Annotated in this window: 18 protein-coding genes and 1 pseudogene; 18 read left to right on the top strand and 1 reads right to left on the bottom strand. The window is 37.7% G+C overall.

Features of this window, described 5'->3' with window-relative positions; genetic code table 11:
- Positions 1-4: 4 nt before the first annotated feature.
- A pseudogene (locus tag AB1414_02475) lies at positions 5-97 on the bottom strand (hypothetical protein).
- A 440-nt stretch (positions 98-537) separates the two neighbouring features.
- Here AB1414_02475 and fabD point away from each other — a divergent pair.
- From fabD to nuoF, 18 genes are all read left to right on the top strand, one after another.
- The gene (gene fabD, locus AB1414_02470) at positions 538-1,455 is read left to right on the top strand and encodes an ACP S-malonyltransferase (protein MEW6606307.1); all 918 of its coding nucleotides are present in this window, start codon (positions 538-540) and stop codon (positions 1,453-1,455) included.
- A gap of 26 nt (positions 1,456-1,481) precedes the next feature.
- The gene (locus tag AB1414_02465; GenBank protein ID MEW6606306.1) at positions 1,482-1,856 is read left to right on the top strand and encodes a four helix bundle protein; all 375 of its coding nucleotides are present in this window, start codon (positions 1,482-1,484) and stop codon (positions 1,854-1,856) included.
- Between the two features lie 53 nt (positions 1,857-1,909).
- Positions 1,910-2,662 carry a 3-oxoacyl-[acyl-carrier-protein] reductase gene (gene fabG / locus AB1414_02460; GenBank protein ID MEW6606305.1) on the top strand — a complete coding sequence of 251 codons (753 nt, stop codon included), beginning with the start codon at positions 1,910-1,912 and terminating at the stop codon, positions 2,660-2,662.
- Positions 2,663-3,208: 546 nt separating this feature from the next.
- Positions 3,209-7,285 (top strand): right-handed parallel beta-helix repeat-containing protein, encoded by a 4,077-nt coding sequence (locus tag AB1414_02455; GenBank protein ID MEW6606304.1) that lies wholly within the window; start codon positions 3,209-3,211, stop codon positions 7,283-7,285.
- Between the two features lie 54 nt (positions 7,286-7,339).
- Positions 7,340-7,717 carry a GxxExxY protein gene (locus tag AB1414_02450; protein MEW6606303.1) on the top strand — a complete coding sequence of 126 codons (378 nt, stop codon included), beginning with the start codon at positions 7,340-7,342 and terminating at the stop codon, positions 7,715-7,717.
- Between the two features lie 56 nt (positions 7,718-7,773).
- Complete coding sequence (locus AB1414_02445; GenBank protein MEW6606302.1) at positions 7,774-8,949, top strand: NosD domain-containing protein; 1,176 nt, start codon at positions 7,774-7,776, stop codon at positions 8,947-8,949.
- A 643-nt stretch (positions 8,950-9,592) separates the two neighbouring features.
- Positions 9,593-9,991 (top strand): DUF5618 family protein, encoded by a 399-nt coding sequence (locus AB1414_02440; GenBank protein MEW6606301.1) that lies wholly within the window; start codon positions 9,593-9,595, stop codon positions 9,989-9,991.
- 84 nt (positions 9,992-10,075) lie between these two features.
- Positions 10,076-10,312 carry an acyl carrier protein gene (locus AB1414_02435; protein ID MEW6606300.1) on the top strand — a complete coding sequence of 79 codons (237 nt, stop codon included), beginning with the start codon at positions 10,076-10,078 and terminating at the stop codon, positions 10,310-10,312.
- A gap of 11 nt (positions 10,313-10,323) precedes the next feature.
- Positions 10,324-11,571 (top strand): beta-ketoacyl-ACP synthase II, encoded by a 1,248-nt coding sequence (gene fabF, locus AB1414_02430; protein ID MEW6606299.1) that lies wholly within the window; start codon positions 10,324-10,326, stop codon positions 11,569-11,571.
- Positions 11,564-12,292 carry a ribonuclease III gene (gene rnc / locus AB1414_02425; GenBank protein MEW6606298.1) on the top strand — a complete coding sequence of 243 codons (729 nt, stop codon included), beginning with the start codon at positions 11,564-11,566 and terminating at the stop codon, positions 12,290-12,292. The genes fabF and rnc overlap by 8 nt, the downstream gene beginning before the upstream one ends.
- Positions 12,293-12,342: 50 nt before the next feature.
- Positions 12,343-13,497, top strand: a complete 1,155-nt coding sequence (locus AB1414_02420; protein MEW6606297.1) for an acyl-CoA dehydrogenase family protein — start codon at positions 12,343-12,345, stop codon at positions 13,495-13,497.
- A gap of 11 nt (positions 13,498-13,508) precedes the next feature.
- Positions 13,509-13,901: a HEPN domain-containing protein gene (locus tag AB1414_02415; GenBank protein MEW6606296.1), complete on the top strand. Its 393-nt coding sequence runs from the start codon at positions 13,509-13,511 to the stop codon at positions 13,899-13,901.
- Positions 13,880-14,203: a nucleotidyltransferase domain-containing protein gene (locus AB1414_02410; protein ID MEW6606295.1), complete on the top strand. Its 324-nt coding sequence runs from the start codon at positions 13,880-13,882 to the stop codon at positions 14,201-14,203. Before AB1414_02415 ends, AB1414_02410 begins: the two co-directional genes overlap by 22 nt.
- A 230-nt stretch (positions 14,204-14,433) precedes the next feature.
- Positions 14,434-14,865, top strand: a complete 432-nt coding sequence (locus AB1414_02405) for a CBS domain-containing protein (GenBank protein MEW6606294.1) — start codon at positions 14,434-14,436, stop codon at positions 14,863-14,865.
- Positions 14,858-15,313, top strand: a complete 456-nt coding sequence (nuoE, locus tag AB1414_02400) for an NADH-quinone oxidoreductase subunit NuoE (protein ID MEW6606293.1) — start codon at positions 14,858-14,860, stop codon at positions 15,311-15,313. Before AB1414_02405 ends, nuoE begins: the two co-directional genes overlap by 8 nt.
- 190 nt (positions 15,314-15,503) lie before the next feature.
- Positions 15,504-15,845: a DUF5674 family protein gene (locus tag AB1414_02395; protein ID MEW6606292.1), complete on the top strand. Its 342-nt coding sequence runs from the start codon at positions 15,504-15,506 to the stop codon at positions 15,843-15,845.
- Positions 15,842-16,201, top strand: coding sequence for a hypothetical protein (locus tag AB1414_02390; protein MEW6606291.1), 360 nt, complete (start codon positions 15,842-15,844; stop codon positions 16,199-16,201). The genes AB1414_02395 and AB1414_02390 overlap by 4 nt, the downstream gene beginning before the upstream one ends.
- 53 nt (positions 16,202-16,254) lie before the next feature.
- Positions 16,255-19,338, top strand: a complete 3,084-nt coding sequence (gene nuoF, locus AB1414_02385) for an NADH-quinone oxidoreductase subunit NuoF (protein MEW6606290.1) — start codon at positions 16,255-16,257, stop codon at positions 19,336-19,338.
- The last annotated feature ends 156 nt before the right edge of the window (positions 19,339-19,494 follow it).

The raw sequence follows: 19,494 nt of genomic DNA, 5'->3' as shown, positions 1-19,494 counted from the left end.
GATCCTAGTGTCGTGTTGAGTAAGTTTTGCACGGACTATCATCAGATTTCATAACCTGCAAACGGATAATTGGTAACTGGTAATTGGTAACTGGTAATTGGTAACTGGTAATTGGTAACTGGTAATTGGTAACTGGTAATTGGTAACTGGTAATTGGTAATTGGTAATTGGTAACTGGTAATTGGTAACTGGTAATTGGTTAAATAGTTTCGTCCTGAGCTCAGCCGGTAATCCCTCAGTTATCAGTGGTAAAAACTAAATAGAAATTTTCTCTCGCAAAGACGCAAAGTTCGCAAAGATTATAATTTATTCCTGTGAGTTCTTTGCGCCTTAGCGAGAAATTTAATCTTTATGCCTTTCTCCCACCAATAACTGACCGATTACCTCAGCCGAACGGTATTTAATTACCAGTTACCAATCACCAGTTACCAGAATCAAGTTCCGTGCGTTATTTGTTCAACACGACACTAGATGGTAGATAGTTGATAGTTGAAGGACTATAAACTATAAACCGATTTTTCAGAATAAGGATGATAAGTGAAAAAGATAGCGTATGTTTTCCCAGGCCAGGGCTCACAATATGTAGGAATGGGTTATGAATTTTATCAGAATTTTAAATCTGCAAAGGAAATTTTTGACCAGGCAGATGCGGTCTTAGGTTATCCCCAGACAAAGTTATGTTTTGAAGGTGTGATTGAAAAACTATCGCAAACCCAATATTCTCAGCCTGCAATATTAACCACCAGCATCGCTTGTCTACAAGTATTAAAAGAAATCTTAGTGCCTACTGCTTATTGCCAACTGACTGTTTACCTGGCTGGCCATAGTCTGGGGGAATACAGTGCCTTAGTTGCCGCTGGGGGTATAGAATTTAAAGAGGCGGTGTGCATCGTTCAGAAAAGGGCACAATTTATGCAGGAGCAGGCAGAAAGACATCCAACAGGAATGATGGCTATCCTCGGATTGGAAAGGATTGAGGTAGAGCAAATTTGCATGGAGGAATCCGTAGAGATAGCCAATATTAACTGCCCGGGGCAGATTGTCATCTCTGGAATGAAGGACTATCTGGAAAAAGCCGCTCAAAAAGCAATGTCAGCAGGGGCAAAAAAGGCAATTCCATTAGCCGTAAACGGTGCCTTCCATTCAAGTTATATGTTACCTGCTCAAGAAAAATTAGCCAGGGCATTGTCTGCGGTAGAGATTAAAACTCCACAACTACCTATTATTGCCAATGTTACTGCAAAACCAGTAATTGACCCGGATGAAATAAGGGTATCTCTAACAAAGCAGATTGCCTGCCCGGTACTATGGGAAGATAGTGTGAGATTTATGATAAACGAAGGGATAAATACCTTTATTGAAATAGGACCAGGAAAGGTTTTGAAAGGATTAATTAGAAGGATAGATTCAGCCGTAGAGGTTAAAAATGTTGAGAATATGGATAGTTTTAGTTGATAGTTGAGAGTTGATGTGAGGAGAAGATGTATAGTTTTGAGAAACTTGAAGTTTGGCAGAAAACAAGAAAATTTGTAAAAAGGATTTATGAAATTACCTCATTTTATCCAAAACAAGAGCAATTTGGATTAATTCAACATACGAGGAAAAGTGCTGTATCTATTCTTTCATCTATAGCTGAAGGTAGTAGTAGATTTAGTAAAACTGACTTTAAGCGATATCTCCAAATTTCTATCGGTTCATTGTATGAAACAATATCTCAATTATTTATTGCTTTAGATAATAATTATTTAACAAATGATTTATTTAATGAACTTTATAATGATTCAGAGTATATAGCAAAGATGCTTTCTAAACTTTCAAAATCACAATCGTTATCAACCATAAACTATCAACCATAAACTATCAACTATAAACTATAAACCGATTTTTAAGCGAAAGAAGGTGAAAGAAAATGTGTGAAAGAATTTTATTAGACCAGGTAGCGATTGTTACTGGCGGAGCAAGGGGAATTGGTAAGGCTATTTGTGAGACATTAGCCGATGCAGGCGCCTCGATTGTAGTCGTGGATATAAATTCTGACCAGGCAAATGCGACCGCTGATGAGTTAAAACAAAAATTTAATGTTCAAACATTGAGTCTCAAGGTTAATGTGGCTGATAATTTGCAAGTTGAAAAAATGGTAAAAAATGTGCTTGACAAATTTAGCAAGATTAATATACTTATTAATAACGCCGGGATAACAAAAGATACACTTCTTATTCGTATGTCCTGTGAAGATTTTAAAGCGGTTTTAGATGTTAATCTAACCGGGTCTTTTAACTGCACTAAAGAAGTAGCGAAGGTGATGATTAAACAACGAGAAGGCAAAATAGTTAATATCTCATCTACCGTAGGACTACAAGGAAATATCGGTCAGGTTAATTATTCGGCATCTAAATCCGGGGTTATTGGATTGACTAAATCAGTGGCTCGAGAGCTAGCAAAAAGAGGGATAAATGTTAATGCGGTAGCCCCAGGATTTATAGAGACAGAAATGACTGCTAAATTATCTGATGAGGTTAAAAAACAATATTTAGACCATATACCACTGGCAAGATATGGTAAGCCTGAAGATATTGCTAATGCAGTTGGATTTTTAGTCTCACCATCTGCATCTTATATCACCGGTCAGGTGATTGTAGTTGACGGTGGGATGGCGATGTAGGATAGAAGACAGAACTCGGAGGGCAAAAAGTATGGAAAGAAAATCTTTAAAATATTGTAACTATTCAGCCACTGATTAACACAGATTAGCACAGATAAATACAGAGGTCAGAGGACAGATGAGAAAAGAGGAAAACGGAGAAATGGAGAAGGAGAGGAGACACGAGGCACTATACCTAAATTTGCCTTCAACCGTGAGCCTAATTACGGACACGGATTACGAATTTTCACTGTTTCAGCCGTGTCCATCCGTGGCTGAATAGTTATATCAATTTTAATCTTTCGGTGGTGTCTGAAATTAACCACAAAGTGCACAAAGAAGACACAAAGAGCACAAAGAAATAAAGGAAAAATTTATTCTCTCAAAAATCTTTGAGTTCTTTGTGAAACCCTTTGTGATCTTTGTGGTTTAAAAAAATTGTAGCTATTGTCAGACACCACCAATCTTTCTGTTCTAAAAGATGGAATTAAGCGTATAGCAAATAGATTTTAATTTTTTCTCTGCATCTCCGTATCTGGGCAGTGAAAAAAAATGAAAAGTATTCACATGAGAAAGATTCTTAAATATTTAACAGTAGGTATTATTTTAGGTATAAATATAGGGGCTTATGCGGCTGATTTGTATGTGCCAGGGTCATATACAACTATTCAGACTGCCGTAAATGCCGCAACAACTGGGGATACCATTTATGTTGGAACTGGAACTTACAATGAGGCAGTCTATATCAACAAAAGTATTGCCCTGGTGGGAGGGGGTGCAAATATTTGCACAATTACAGCCATAAGTTTAGGCAATACAAATACCGTTACCTTTGATGGAGAAAATGCAAATGGGACCATTACGGGTTTTACAGTAACCGGGGAGATGACAATAACAGATTTTCCACTAACTCGGGCAAGTAGAGGCGGGTTTTATAACACTGGCAACGGAATATATTGCCTGAATGGTGCAAACCCAACCATCATAAATAACACCATCTCAGGGCACACTGTATGTGGCATCTCCTGCTACTACTCTTCCCCAATCATCATTAACAATACAATATCAGAGAATGGAGATGTTAGCCTCTTCTGTTACAACTCCTCCCCAATTATCACAAATAATACAATATCAGGTAATAATTGGGTTGGCATTTACTGCGACAATGAATCCTCTCCAACCATCACCAATAATACAATATCAGAGAATGGAGAAGTTGGCATTTCATGTTATTCCTCTTCCTCCCCACATATCGTCAATAACATAATATCAAAGAATAATTGGAATGGTATCTTCTGCTCCTCCTCTTCCCCACAAATTATCAATAACACTATATCAAGGAATACTTTTTATGGCATTTCTTGTAGATTCTCATCTCCAGTCATCACCAACAATATCATTACTGAAAATGGAAGAACGAGCGATGAATATTTTGGAATTTTATCGGATAATTCATCTCCTCAAATCAATTACAATTGTGTTTGGGGTAATGGTCAAAGTGGCAACAATAGTTATTCTGGATGCTCTGCAGGACCAAACGACATCTCCTACAATCCTCAATTCATCAGTAATGGTAATTTTCACCTTCAACCCCTATCTCCCTGTATAGATGCAGGTTCAAACACAGCCATAGGTACTATTACAACGGACAAAGATGGAAATCCTCGTTTTGTTAACGGTATTATAGATATAGGCGCCTATGAATATCAAAGTATGCAACAGGAAGGAATAATTTCATCTTTGGGGACTTTGTCTTACTCAACGCAGACTACTTTTGCTGAAACGATAAATAAGAAAATACTGATGCTGGAAAATACAACCGAGGATATCAGTTTTGAAGACTTTGAAGAGATAATTATTCAAGCAGGTCGTTTTGCTAATAATGGCTTTTTTAAAAGCAAACTTATACTTGGGGAGAGTTCATATTTAATAAAAGGTTCGCTTTATCAAAAAGAGGGCAAGATACACCTAAATGGTGTTCTGGAAGGAGGATTTGGAATAATAGAGGCGGTTTTGGGTTCGCAGACATATTATGGCACAGTGACTTGTCTTGAAATAGAAAACCAGAGTATCATTAGTCAAGAGGCAGGTTTTGGAGGGAATATAACCTCAATGGAGGAAGAAGAATATCCTGCGACTAAAATGCATTATTGCCAAATAGATGCTGACTTAGGCACAATTTCTTTGGTGGCAACAATGGTAAAAATAGATGATACCAATAATCCTTATAATGATGAAGGATTTGCCATAATCTCTTATACCTCAGCGTATGGTTTTGGTGAGGGATATACCTATGTTCAAGATAGGAGGCTTGAAGGTATTTTTAAACAACCATTATATGGTTTGATATTAGGTAGTATAAATGAGTCAGAAGGTTTATTAGTCTCAATAATCCAGGTAGATTATGGTTTGCCTGCTAAAGCAGATGTAGATGTTGAAATCTGGGGACCTGGTAGGGTAAGCCCAGGTCAAATTATTAGCTATTTAATAAACCTGAAAAATGATGGATTAGATTCTGCCAGCAATGTCGTTGTCATTACAAAGATGCCCGATGAAGTAGAATACATCTCAAATACAGGAAATGGAAAGTATAATCCTGTATCCCATGAAATTACCTGGCATGTTGATAATCTTCCTCCAAAATCCTTTACTTATCTTTCCTTGCAAGAAAAGGTCTTATGGGGATTGGAACAAGGTACTATATTAGAACATATTACAATCCTTCCCATAGAAGAAATAATCCCTTACATCGATCCTACTGTAACGATAGATTATCATCTCACTTCTGCCTCCTCTGTATCCACTACTGCTCTAATTGATGTATCCTCTTCTTCTGGAAGCGGAACCCTGGAGATGAATCTCTCAATAGAAGACACAGATGAAGAAATGTTACCAGAAATCCAATGGATTGAAGAGGGAAATACAGTCACGGTAACCTGTGTATTCACAATAGAAGAAGCAGGATTGAAAAACCTTCACAAAATAGCAAAAAAGAAAAAAGGAAGATGGGTTATAAAAGGTGGAAAGAAGGTATATAAAACTATAGAAACCGCCGAAGATTGCTATGATATATATCAGGATAATAAGCAGATGGATGCCTTCCTAACATGGCTTACAGAAAATGATTATATATCGCAAGAAGATTATGAATACTATTCCAGGACATACGATGGCAAATCTGTTCTTGATGCCTGTGCAAATATTATAGAAAAGATTTTTATTGAAGGAAAACCACTGGCTGAAGCAATAAAAACGGCTCTTAATAACCCAGGAGTAAAGAAAACATTTGAGGAGAATATTGAATGGGCGATTAAACAGCACAAAAATGATTTCAGTCTCACAATAGAAGATATTCGCAATCAATACCTTCAAGAAAAATCCCGTAGCAAATCCCAGAAAAAATCAAAGGTTATTACTGCCCATGACCCCAATGCCAAGTATGGAAAGGAAGGATATGTATCTGCGGGTGAACTTTTAACCTATACCGTAGAATGTGAAAATGAAGGTTCTGGAACTGCCTATGGTGTCTATATGACAGATGTCCTGAATGAAAACCTGAATGATAATACATTAGAGGTAAAAGATTTCAAAAGGATTGATGCGAGTAATAATGAATCTCCAGCTAATTTTGATTGGACATACAACCAAAATACAAGGCTGGTGAGTGTATTTTTAGATAATGGAGGAGAGATATTGCCAGATTGTGGAGCAAAATTTACAATGAATATCAAAATAAAAGATAATGCAATGCCAGGAACAGTAATTTCAAACTATGCCACTGTATTTTTCCCCAGCGTTCCTGAAAAAACACCAACTAATGCCATTATCTCGGTTATTCCTTATCACACAAGAATTGATTATCTGGGAGATACAAAGGTCTTTCAGGGAAAAATCATAAGTCTAAAAGCAAAAGTTACCACAGAAGAAGGGAAAATTGTTCCATATCAACCTGTTATTTTCAAGATAAACAATGAAACATATACTTCAACCACACAGGCAGATGGAATTGCAAGGGAATATGCAAATACCTTATCCCCCGGAACATACACCATAAATATTGAATTTCAAGGTGATGGATTTAATTATCTACCATCAAACGAGAGTAAAGTATTTGAGGTTCTTTCATCGATGATAAAGGTTAATCCAAACTCTGGTTCTATCGGAAGTCTGGTTACCATAGAAGGAGAAAATTTTTCTCCTGATACCAAGGTCTCGATTGACTTTGGAACGCATTTAACCATAACCACTACGACCTCCAATGAAAATGGCACATTTGCGACAACATTTTTTGTAGATAACCAACCATCGGGCATAAAAACAATTACCGTCAGGGATGCCAATGGGAATTATGCCATAGCGATATTTAATCTAATAGGCGTTTCTGGTTTTGCCCCGGATAACCAAAGTGCCTTTGCCTATCCAAATCCATGGAGGGGTGAAGGCGATATTTACTTTGCCAATGTAAGCGAGGGTTCAACAATAAAAATTTACACCATAGCCGGTGAGGAAATAGACAGGATTGATGTAACTAAAAATCCTCAAAGATGGGATGTCAAAAGCAAAAGAATTGCCTCAGGTATCTATATCTATTGCATTACAGGTAAAGGCGGCAAGAAAATAGGAAAGATAGGGGTGATAAAGTAGAGGACAGAAGACAGATTAGTAATCTCGCAAAGGCGCCAAGGACGCAAAGTAATAATGAATGAAAATGAATTATCCAGAATTATTGTTGATAGTTGTTTAAAAATTCATAAAGAATTAGGTCCTGGGTTGTTAGAATCTGTTTATGAAGAAGTTTTGTTTTATGAATTAACAAAACATAATCTAATGTGCGAAAGACAGGTTGAAATACCTGTGATATATGAGAATCTTAAGATGGATATAGGCTTTAGAGTAGATATAATTGTAGAAAGAAAGGTAATAATTGAATTAAAGTCTGTAGAAAATATTATGCCTGTTCACAAAAAACAACTTTTAACTTATTTAAAATTAACAGGGATGAAACTTGGATTATTGATTAATTTCAATGTTGAATTAATTAAGGATGGGATTACCAGGATTGTAAATAAATTGTAATCTTTGCGAGCTTTGCGCCTTTGCGAGAAATATAATATCATAAAGGTATTTTTCAGATGAAAAAGATGTTTAAATATTTAATACTATCGATTTTTTTAGGTATAAGTATAGGGGCTTATGCTGCAGATTTATATGTCCCCAGCCAATACAAAACTATCCAGAAGGCAGTGAACAAGGCAAAGACAGGGGATAGAATTTATGTTGCCCCGGGCATTTATAAAGAGAGTATTACCATCAAAAAAGGGATTAGCCTGATAGGAATAAACCCGGACAAATGCATCATAACCTCTTCCCATCTTAAAAATGGAAATACCATTATCTTTAAAGGGAAATCTGCCAATGGGACAATCACCGGCTTTACTATAACCGGGGCAAAAGGCTTCTTAGATAGAGGTAATGGAATACTCTGTTGCGACGGAGCAAGTCCTGTAATTATGAAAAATAGGATAAAGGGGAATGAGGATAGTGGTATTTTCTCCTGGCAATCTTCTCCGAATATTATAAAAAATATCATTTCGAAGAATAGATATGCTGTTGACTTTTGCGATTCTGATTCAATTATTTCAAATAATATGCTCCTGGACAACAAATCTGGAATTAGTTGCTCAGAATCTTCTTTAACGATTACTAATAATACAATATCAAGAAATAGTGTAAATATTTTCTATTCACACTCCTCTTCTCTAACCATTACAAACAATATTATCTTAGAAGGGAAGACTGCTATAGGAGGGGGGGGGGGGTATCTTACTATTACAAACAATACAATTGTAGGAAACAGTCGAGGGGGAATTGTTCTTGCAAACTCTTATGCAACTATTACGAACAATCTCATTGCAAAGAATGGAAAAGTGATTGCAAAGAGAAAAGGAGAAATAAAGGCAAGAAGTGGCATCATTATCCGAAATTCAGATATTAAAGGAGACTTTAATTGTTTTTTTGACAATGGTCCAGGGATTAGAGGGACACAGAATTATTGTTTGGCTCCTCCTAAACCCCCACAGCCTACAGAAGAGCCAGAACACTACATCTACAAATCCCATTTAGGAGCAAATGACATTCAAAAAGACCCAAAGTTTATCAGCGAAACCGATTTCCATCTAAAGCCATCCTCTCCTTGCATAGACAGAGGTTCAAACAAAGCCCCAAAACTTCCCAGGAAAGACAAAGATGGGAAGGAAAGGATAATCAATAAGAGGGTTGACATAGGTGCTTATGAATATTCAAAGTAATTATTCAGCCACAGATTAACACGGATAAATAGCAGATAGTAGAAGACAAAAGGTAAGATGCAAGGGACGAGAGAGCAGAGGGTAGAGACAGATGTCCTCCGCTGGCGGGGATTAAGGAGGGGGAAGTTATAGCACTTATTAATCGAAACTTAACATAGAACAGATAGAAATTTAACTATCAATTGAATGAATCTATTAGAGCGTTCTCTAAGTAGATATAACAATATTATAGTAACTAAACTTTTGCGTTTTTCGCTAACACTTTGTATTTCAATCTCTTGTGTATATAAGGGAAAACGGAAAAGAGGGAAAAAAGAAAAAAGAAGTATTTTTCTCTAAGTATAAGAAATATAGTTAGTTATACATGAAATTCTTTTTCCCCTTTCCCCAATTTTCTCCATTTCTCCTTTCTTACACCTAAAAAAACGCAAAAGTTCAAATAGTAAGTATTACCCAAAAGTTCACATTAGTATTGTTGATAGTTGAAGGACTATAAACTATCAACTATAAACTATAAACGAGTTTTGCATTTTGCTCTTTGGAGGAAATTGATAAAAATAGAGGTTTTAAATACCACCTTAAAAACTACAGTTTCCTATTGTTGCAGAACTCTGTCTGATTATAAATAATGAAGAAAGTCATTATGAAAAGAAAAGAAGCAATGAGATTTATAGAAAATGCTAAGGAGATATTGAGTAAGTCTTCGATTGAAAGAAATTATTATACAGACCTGAAGTATGTAAAAACGGCAATGGGGTGTGCGTATCTTGGTGTGTTAAGGGCAATGGATGATTTCTTATTAAGCAGGAATGTTGGGAAAAATGAATTACCTAAGAAAATAGAAGAGTATTTAAAGGCTTTAAAAAAATATGGTGGGGTTCATAATGGTAAACTGATGAAAGAATTTGATGCTTTATATGATGAATTGCACATTGGAGGATATTATCGTGGGACACTACGCTCGACACCTGTTGTAAAAGAGGCTTTGAAGGATGCAACAGTGTTTATTGAAAGACTTAGCAGCCTTACGAAAGAAGAGTAACTTATAATTGGTAATTGGTAACTGGTAACTCATTACTATTCACCAGTTACCAATTACCAAATTAAAGGAGGTGAATGAAATAAAATGGCAGAAGGAGTTTTTGAACGAGTAAAACAAATCATTATCGACCAATTAGGAGTAAATGAAGAACAAGTAACTTCAGAAGTATCCTTTGTGGATGATTTAGGCGCAGATTCTCTGGATACAGTAGAGTTGGTGATGGCTTTTGAAGAGGAATTTGGTATAGAGATTCCAGATGAAGACGCTGAGAAAATCCTTACTATTGGGGATGCAGTAACTTACATTGAGGAGCGGGCTTAATGGAGTCGTATATTAAAAATCGAGTTGTAGTAACAGGAATGGGTGTGGTTACACCTATTGGAATTGGGAAAGAGGAATTCTGGAACAATGTCGTCGCCGGGAAAAATGGAGTTAGACGAATAACTTTATTCCCTGTTGAGGATTATGAGTGTCAGATTGCCGGTGAGGTAACAGATTTTGACCCAAATCTGTATATGGAGAAAAAGGATTTAAGGCATACGGATAGATTTGCGCAATTTGCTATTGCCGCCACTAAATTAGCTGTTGAGGACGCCAAAATAGATTTACCGGGTAATGAAAATCCTGACTGCATAGGGGTTTATATCGGTTCGGGTATTGGTGGACTGGCAACTATTGAAAACGAACATAAGGTTTTATTAGCAAAAGGTCCCAGAAGGATAACTCCATTTCTTATTCCAATGTTAATTATAGACATTGCCTCAGGCAAAGTAGCGATAAGATATGGAGCAAGAGGCCCTAATTCTGCAGTTGTAACTGCATGCGCCAGTGGTGCTCATGCTATTGGTGATGCCTATAGAATTATAGAAAGGGGTGAAGCAGAAGTTATGATAACTGGTGGTGCAGAAGCGGCTGTCACCCCTTTAGGATTAGCGGGTTTTAGTTCGGCAAGAGCACTATCTACTCGAAATGATAACCCTGAAAGAGCCTCTCGACCTTTTGATAAACTGCGTGATGGATTTGTTATGGCTGAAGGAGCGGGCATAATTATTTTAGAATCCTTACAACATGCTCAAGCAAGAAATGCACATATTTACGCTGAAATTATTGGCTATGGAATGACGGGTGATGCCTACCATATTACTTGTCCTGCTCCTGAAGGAAAAGGGGCAGCAAAAGCAATGCAACGAGCATTGCAAAATGCTAACTTAACCCCACAACAAATAGATTACATAAACGCACACGGCACCTCTACATTATTAAATGACAAATGTGAAACTCAAGCCATTAAGTCCGTTTTTGGTGACTGTGCCTATTCTGTTCCTGTTAGTTCAACCAAATCTATGACCGGCCATATGTTAGGTGCTGCCGGAGCAGTAGAATTTATTATCTGCTGTTTAACTATTGAAAGAGGAATTATCCCACCAACGATAAATTATGAATATAAAGACCCTGAATGTGATTTAGATTATGTCCCAAACCAAGCCAGAATTCAAAATATCGATATCGCTTTATCTAATTCTCTTGGTTTTGGAGGTCATAATGTGAGTTTAATAGTTAAGAGGTATAAAAATGGATGAAAATAGAATTCAAGAACTTAAAAAATTACAAGAGATAATGGGTGTAGAATTTAAAAACCTCCAGATTTTTAATCAATCATTAACTCATACATCTTACGCCTATGAATTAGAAAGAAATAATGGCACCCTTCAAAATGAACGAATGGAATTTTTAGGAGATGTAGTTTTAGGACTTGTAGTCAGTGAGTATATCTATTTTAAATATCCTGATTATATGGAAGGGGATTTAGCCAAAATTAGAGCTAAAGTCGTCAGCACACCTCTATTGACCAAGTGTGCTAAACATTTAGAATTGGGTAAATATCTACTTCTGGGTAAAGGTGAAGAGATGACCGGGGGTAGAAATAGACATTCTATTTTGGCTGATACCTATGAGGCAGTTATTGGAGCGATTTATTTAGATTCAGGATTGGAACCAGCACGGACTTTTATCCTATCACAACTTGAGGAAGAAATTGAAAAAATTAGCGATAATGTCCATGTTCAAGATTATAAAAGTGATTTCCAGGAATTTACTCAAAAGAAATTTAAAATCCTGCCTCTTTATAAAGTAATTAGTAGAAAAGGTCCGGACCATAATCGGATTTTTGAAATAGCAGTTATGGTAAAAGGTAAAACATGGGGAATTGGAAGAGGTAGAAGTAAAAAAGGAGCAGAACAACAAGCCGCATTCTCTGCCTTGCAACAGATTAAGGGAGAAGAAGTAGAGGGTAGAGAGTAGCCTTCTTCTTTACTTTCTACTCTCTACTTCTTTAAAAAGGAGATGATTAAATGAATTATTTTTTAACCGAAGAGCAAATAATGATGAAAGATCTGGCTAAACAAATAGCACAAGAAAAAATAAGACCCGTAGCCGCAGAATTGGATGAAAAGGAAGAATTTCCCTATGAGTTAATGAAGATATTAGCTCAATCAGATTTGTTTGGTATTTATATCCCGCAAGAATATGGTGGACTTGAGGCAGGTTGCTTTGAATTATGTTTGATAATTGAAGAATTAAGTAAGGTATGTGGTGGTGTTGCCACGACTTATGCCGCCTCTGCCCTGGGCACTTTCCCAATCTTGTTATTTGGAACAGATGAGCAAAAGAAAAAATACCTGCCTGATTTAGCCGCTGGCAAAAAGTTAGCCGCCTTTGGTTTAACTGAGGCTAATGCCGGTAGTGATGCCTCTGGAATACAAACTACTGCCATACTTGATGGAGATTTCTACATCCTTAACGGCACAAAACAATGGATTACTAATGGTGGTGAGGCAGAAACCTATGTGGTTATTGTGATGACGGATAAAACCAAAGGTGCTCGAGGGGCATCAGCAATTATTGTCGAAAAAGGCACACCAGGATTTAGTTTTGGTAAAAAAGAGAAAAAAATGGGCATCAGGTCTTCTGCTACGACTGAGTTAATCTTTCAGGATTGTAAAGTGCCAAAGGAAAATTTGTTAGGTAAAGAAGGATTGGGATTTATTGTGGCGATGAGAACACTTGATAAATCAAGGCCTGGCGTAGGGGCACAGGCAGTGGGAATTGCACAAGGGGCATTGGATTTGGCTGTCCGATATGCCAGAGAACGAGTTCAATTCGGTCAACCAATATCCTCATTTCAAGGCATACAATTTATGTTAGCCGATATGGCGACTCAAGTAGAGGCCGCCAGGGCACTGGTTTATACCGTCGCTAAGATGGTTGATGCTGGCGAAAAGAATATCACCAAAGCATCTGCTATGAGTAAATTATTTGCTTCAGATGTGGCGATGAAAGTTACCACCGATGTTGTCCAGATATTTGGTGGTTATGGCTATATGCGGGAATATCCTGTTGAAAAAATGATGCGAGATGCCAAAATTACTCAAATCTACGAAGGCACTAATCAGATTCAACGACAGGTAATCGCACTGGAATTGATTAAAGAATCAGCAGGTAAATAAGAGAAAGAAAAATGGAATTTAATGTAGAGAAAGCTGTCAATTATTGGAAGCAGGGGGCAGAATATGATTTAGGTGTAGCGGAAGCTATGTATCAAGCAGAAAAATACCCTTATGCCCTTTTTATGGGACATTTAGCACTGGAAAAGTTACTTAAAAGCCTCTTTGTTAGAGATAAAAAAGAACATGCACCGTGGATTCATTCTCTTCCGTTACTTGCTAACAACTTAACAATAAATATTCCTGAAGAGACATTAGAGAAACTGGGTGAATTTATGGAGTTTCATTTTGAAGGACGATACCCTGATTATCAAATGGACTTTTACAAAAAATGCACAAAGGAATTTACTACTCAGAAAATGAAAGAGATAAAAGAGGTCTACAAATGGTTGAGCAGTCAATTTTAGAATCAATAAAGAGATTCACGGATGCTCTTGCAAAAGAGAACATCAGAACTAACAAGGTCATTCTTTATGGTTCTTATGCAACAGGTAAATATACAGAATATAGTGATATAGATATCGCTGTGGTATCAGAGGATTTTGGCAAGGATAGAATTGAAGAAAAGATGTTTTTATTTCGTCTTGCCACTCGGATAGACCCACGATTAGAGGCTGTTCCCTTAACTCCAACTGCACTTCAAGAAGATACCTGGGTGCCATTGATTTATGAGATTAGGACCAAAGGAGTTGAATTGCAGGTAGCATGACAGGTGGTAATTTACCGCAGAGACGCAGAGGAACAGAGAAGACAAGTTTAATGTTGTTGGACTCAAGAGCTTGCACTGATGAAAATCAGGGATGTTAAGCCTATCGTCCATAAATTTTAATTTTCTTCTCTGCGTCTCTGTGTCTGTGCGGTGAACGGTTACGATAAATGAAAATAGTAAGTAGATAGATATGAAGGGATTAACCGTATAAATATAAGGAGGGAAACAAAATGAAAAACCTGAAGGTAAAAGATGCTATGACGCGGGGGATTTTTACTATCCCACAAGATGCCTCGGTTAAGCAGGCAGTAGAAATATTAGCGGATAACGATGTCAGTGGTCTGGCGGTTACTTCTATTGAAGGCGAATTAGTCGGAGTTCTATCAGAGACAGACCTGGCAAAGGTGGTAAGTAAAGAGATAGAAAGCGATGAGGAACTGGACAAAATAAAGGTTAGTGAAATAATGACTGCTCCGGCGATGACAGTTAGTAGAGAAGATAGTTTAACAGAGGCTTGTAAGTTAATGTGTAACAATAACATCCATCGTTTGATAATCCAGCAAGAGGTGAAAAGAGGTGGCGAAACTAAGTATTTCCCCAGTGGAATACTTTCTATATCTGATGTAGTCAAAGTGTTGGCAGGTAGGTGGGCTCGTGGATAAACTGAATGAAATACTAAAAAAATACAAAGATACCGACGGCGCATTAATCCCTGTTTTGCAGGAAACACAGGATACATTTGGCTATTTGTCAAAGGATGTCTTAATTCAAATTGGTAAGGAGTTAAAAATTCCTTTGAGTAAGGTTTATGGCGTGGTTACCTTTTATTCTCAGTTTTATTTAACCCCACATGGCAAATATACCGTTAGAGCCTGTCGAGGAACTGCCTGCCACGTCCAGGGTGCAAAGAAGATTATTTCAACAATTGAACATATCACGGGTTTAAAAGAAGGAGAGACATCTGCTGACCTTAAGTTCACCTTTGAAACAGTTGCCTGTCTGGGTGCCTGCGCCCTATCACCGGTAATGATGGTCAATAAAGACTATTTTGGCAAAATGAATCCCCAAAAAGCAATTACTATCCTTCAACAATATAATGATGGCAGGTAAATATTTTTGACCTGTGCAGGTAGAAAATTAAGGAAGCAGATTTTTAATAGTAAGCGGGTGGATTTAGTAAGCGGATTTAACGGATTTAGCGGAAAAAGAAATAAAAAAAATCCGCTCAATCCGTTTAATCCGCTTACTAAAAAAATCTGTTTAATCAGCTTATTTCTAATTGCACAGGTGGAATATTTTTATGAAAATTGTCAGGAATAAGATTTCTATAGCTGAACTAAATAATATGGCTCAGGAGATGTTTGGTAATTTAGTAAAGGCTGTGGTTGATGTAGATAAGGAAATTATGGTGCTTGGAGGTGAACTTCATTCAGATGAGGAAGCTTTGTTGATTAAAGCAGGCTCAAAACAACAAAATCTCTGGGGAATTAATCTTTATCCTGAGATTAAAGATGAATCATGGATTGAGTTTGATTCCCTCATAAACCTCCGTCCATCACAGGAAAATCGTAGTCGTGGAGTGAATAACCCAGAGATAAGAAAAAAAATAATAAAAATCATTAATAACCTGGTGGAAAGATGAAGTATCAACATAAACAATTAGCACAAGGACGCTGGTTTGAATTAACCTTCTTCGAACAGATGGGTAATATTGGAACTGATGTTGGACGAGCAATTACATGGAGAGATAAAAATATTGAATATAGCCAGAAGGCAATTGACCGTGCATTAGAACTTTTAGAATTGACTATCGCTGATGTTAAGAATAGAAAAAGGTTAAAAGAGTTAATGAGGTTATATGAAGCATTGGTAGATTACTTCTATTTTGACAATCAGTTTTCTTCATCTGATAAATTGTGGAAAAACTATTTTTTTGCTTTTAGCTATGCCGCAATAAATAATGAAAGAAAAAATGTTGGAAGAATAGTTGAACACTGACGACATTTGTGTAACCACTTCACTGAATGCTTACAGAAATGGAGAAAATTAATATGACAAAGTTAAAATCAATAGCAGAATTAAACACATATCGAGAGGCTATCAATAAAGATAGAGACCCTAACAAAATTAGTATTACTATTTGTGGTGGCACAGGATGTCTTGCCTTTGGGGCAGAAGGGGTTATCAGTGCCTTTCAAGAACAAATTAAGAAACAAGGATTGAATAATGTAGATGTCATAAGGACTGGTTGCCCTGGTTTTTGTGAAAGAGGGCCGATTGTCGTCATCCTGCCACAACGGATTTTATATCAACGGGTAGCCATTGAAGATGTAGTTGAAATAGTTTCTGCTACAATTATAAAAGGTGAGATTATCGAGCGACTTTTGTATGAAGAGCCATTAACCGGTCAGAAGATTATTTATGAGCAGGAAATTCCTTTTTATAAAAAGCAAAAAAGATTAGTTTTAAAAGACAGTGGTTTAGTTGACCCCACTCAGATTGACCATTATATTGAGCGAGGTGGCTATTCTGCTTTAAGTAAAATTCTTAGTTCTATGGCACCTGATGAGGTTATTGAGGAAGTTAAGAAGTCAGGTTTGCGTGGTAGAGGTGGGGGAGGTTTTCCGACTGGATTGAAATGGAGTTTCTGCCGAAAAGCAGAAGGTGAACCGAAGTATCTCATCTGTAATGCGGATGAGGGTGACCCGGGGGCTTTTATGGATAGAGCACTCATGGAAGGTAATCCACATCTTGTTTTAGAAGGAATGCTCATAGCTGCCTATGCCATTGGGTCAACACAAGGATATGTCTATGTGCGAGCAGAATATCCTTTAGCCAGCAAGAATATCCGCCTTGCCTGCGACCAGGCAAAAGAATCAGGATTATTAGGTGATAATATTTTAGGCACAGATTTTAGTTTCCATTTGAAGATTAAAGAAGGGGCAGGGGCTTTTGTTTGTGGTGAAGAAACGGCTTTAATGGCTTCGATTGAAGGCAAACGCGGTATGCCAAAACCAAGACCGCCATTCCCGGCTCAATCTGGACTCTGGGGCAAGCCAAGTAATATTAACAATGTCGAGACATTTGCCAATGTTCCACATATCATTTTAAACGGCGGTGAAAATTATGCCCAAATTGGCACTGAGAAATCTAAAGGCACAAAGATATTTGCATTAGCCGGTAAGATAAATAACACCGGCCTGGTGGAAGTGCCAATGGGAACTACGTTGCGAGAGGTGATTTTTGATATTGGTGGCGGTATCCCCAGAGGCAGGAAATTTAAGGCAGTCCAATTGGGTGGTCCTTCAGGTGGTTGTTTAACATCTAAAGAGTTAGATTTACCAATAGACTATGATACCTTAGTGGCGGCTGGTGCGATGATGGGTTCTGGCGGTATGATTGTTATGGATGAAACTAATTGTATGGTTGAAATCGCTCGATTTTTCTTAGAATTTGTGCAAAGTGAATCTTGTGGTAAATGCACCCCTTGCCGCATTGGCACTAAAAGAATGCTGGAGATAGTTACTCGAATTACCAGGGGAGAAGGTAGAGAAGAAGATATAGATACCTTGATAAAAATGGCTAAAATCATCAAGGACTCTTCCCTTTGTGGCCTGGGACAAACCGCTCCCAATCCAGTGCTTTCTACGATTGAACATTTCCGTGATGAATATGACATCCATATCAAAGAAAAGCGATGTCCTGCCCATGTGTGTGAAGGACTTTATACCGCTCCCTGCACAGATACCTGTCCTGCCGGCATCAAGGTGCATAGTTATGTCGCTTTAATCGCCCAGGAAAGATTTGAGGAGGCATTAGAACTGATTAAAGAAAGTAATCCTTTCCCTTCGATTTGTGGTCGGGTTTGTCATCATCCCTGTGAAACTAAATGCAGACGAATAGAGATTGATGAAGCATTAGCCCTTAGAGCACTAAAACGATTTGTTGCTGACCACGAAATAGAATTGGAAAAGGGAAAACATAGACCAAAATTAGAATTTCATCGAACAGAAAGAGTGGCGATTATCGGTGCAGGACCAGCAGGATTAACCTGTGCCTATTATCTGGCAAGACGAGGTTATCAGATAACCATATTTGAGGCATTAGAAACACCTGGTGGTATGCTGGCGGTTGGTATCCCCGATTACCGATTACCAAAGAGAATTCTAAAGATAGAAATATCTGATGTTACTGCATTAGGTGTAGAAATAAAAACAGAAACAAGAGTTGGTAAGGATGTGGAGTTTTCTGACCTACTTAGGGATTACAACGCTATTTTTATAGGTGTAGGAGCACATATCAGTAAAAAAATGGGAATTGAAGGAGAAGAGACAAATAAGGTCATACCTGCTCTGCAATTCTTACGGGATGTTAATCTTGGTAATCCAGTTGAATTAGGTGAAAAAATAGCCGTCATCGGTGGTGGTAATGCGGCTATTGATGCGGCAAGGGTTGCCATTAGACTTGGAGTTAGGGATGTAACTGTTCTTTACCGTCGCTCAAGAGAAGAGATGCCTGCTATTCCACAGGAAATTGAAGATGCGCAAGAGGAAGGGATTAAAATAGAGATTTTGACTGCCCCAAAACGCATTATCTCTGAAAATGGTAAGGTCAAAGGTATTGAATGCTTCAGAATGAAATTAAGCGACTTTTTTGATAAAAGTGGTCGAAGGATTCCTGAGCCAATCAAAGACTCAGAATTTGTTGTGGATGTCGATATGGTTATTTCAGCCATCGGGCAGGAGGTTAATGTTGATTTTCTACAGGATAAGGTAGAACTGACCAAATGGCAAACGATAAAGGTAGATAAAGAAACGCAAGCCACCAGTTTGGCAGGTGTTTTTGCTGGAGGTGATGCGACTACTGGAGCGGATACGGTCATTGAGGCAATTGCCGCCGGTAATAGAGCCGCCACAGCCATTGATAAATACCTGAATAATGGGAAGGAAAGTAAAGAAGTCATCAGACATCCTTTAGAGGAAGATGAAGAGGCGATGTTAAGAAGAAGACACCTGATGCCTACATTAGAAAAGGAAAAACGCATAAGGGGATTTGAAGAAGTAGAGTTAGGATTTACTCGTGAAATGGCGGTCAACGAGGCTAAAAGATGCCTGAAATGCCATGAAAAGGAGTAAAACAATCTGTGTCCTCTGCGGTAAAATCTTGCGGATTATTTTCAGGAGAAACCGTCATGCCCCTGCGGGGCACAAAGGAGGATGAAAATTTTGCTTGAATTTCCAGCTTCCTTGTGTTATTCTTACTAAGAAAGAGGCAAGGAGACTTGCCCAAAA

It is taken from the genome of bacterium (genome assembly GCA_040755795.1).
Taxonomy (GTDB): domain Bacteria; phylum UBA9089; class CG2-30-40-21; order CG2-30-40-21; family SBAY01; genus JBFLXS01.
Note: the sequence above shows the minus strand (reverse complement) of the source record. Positions and strands in the feature narration are given on the sequence as shown.

Excerpts from the sequence above, each read along its gene's own strand:
- rnc (MEW6606298.1), top strand. The coding sequence starts at position 11,564 with ATGGATGAAAATAGAATTCAAGAACTTAAAAAATTACAAGAGATAATG.
- AB1414_02420 (MEW6606297.1), top strand. The coding sequence starts at position 12,343 with ATGAATTATTTTTTAACCGAAGAGCAAATAATGATGAAAGATCTGGCT.
- AB1414_02450 (MEW6606303.1), top strand. The coding sequence starts at position 7,340 with ATGAATGAAAATGAATTATCCAGAATTATTGTTGATAGTTGTTTAAAA.
- fabG (MEW6606305.1), top strand. The coding sequence starts at position 1,910 with ATGTGTGAAAGAATTTTATTAGACCAGGTAGCGATTGTTACTGGCGGA.
- AB1414_02445 (MEW6606302.1), top strand. The coding sequence starts at position 7,774 with ATGAAAAAGATGTTTAAATATTTAATACTATCGATTTTTTTAGGTATA.
- AB1414_02395 (MEW6606292.1), top strand. The coding sequence starts at position 15,504 with ATGAAAATTGTCAGGAATAAGATTTCTATAGCTGAACTAAATAATATG.
- AB1414_02415 (MEW6606296.1), top strand. The coding sequence starts at position 13,509 with ATGGAATTTAATGTAGAGAAAGCTGTCAATTATTGGAAGCAGGGGGCA.
- AB1414_02390 (MEW6606291.1), top strand. The coding sequence starts at position 15,842 with ATGAAGTATCAACATAAACAATTAGCACAAGGACGCTGGTTTGAATTA.
- AB1414_02465 (MEW6606306.1), top strand. The coding sequence starts at position 1,482 with ATGTATAGTTTTGAGAAACTTGAAGTTTGGCAGAAAACAAGAAAATTT.
- nuoF (MEW6606290.1), top strand. The coding sequence starts at position 16,255 with ATGACAAAGTTAAAATCAATAGCAGAATTAAACACATATCGAGAGGCT.
- AB1414_02405 (MEW6606294.1), top strand. The coding sequence starts at position 14,434 with ATGAAAAACCTGAAGGTAAAAGATGCTATGACGCGGGGGATTTTTACT.
- AB1414_02435 (MEW6606300.1), top strand. The coding sequence starts at position 10,076 with ATGGCAGAAGGAGTTTTTGAACGAGTAAAACAAATCATTATCGACCAA.
- AB1414_02440 (MEW6606301.1), top strand. The coding sequence starts at position 9,593 with ATGAAAAGAAAAGAAGCAATGAGATTTATAGAAAATGCTAAGGAGATA.
- AB1414_02410 (MEW6606295.1), top strand. The coding sequence starts at position 13,880 with ATGGTTGAGCAGTCAATTTTAGAATCAATAAAGAGATTCACGGATGCT.
- AB1414_02455 (MEW6606304.1), top strand. The coding sequence starts at position 3,209 with ATGAGAAAGATTCTTAAATATTTAACAGTAGGTATTATTTTAGGTATA.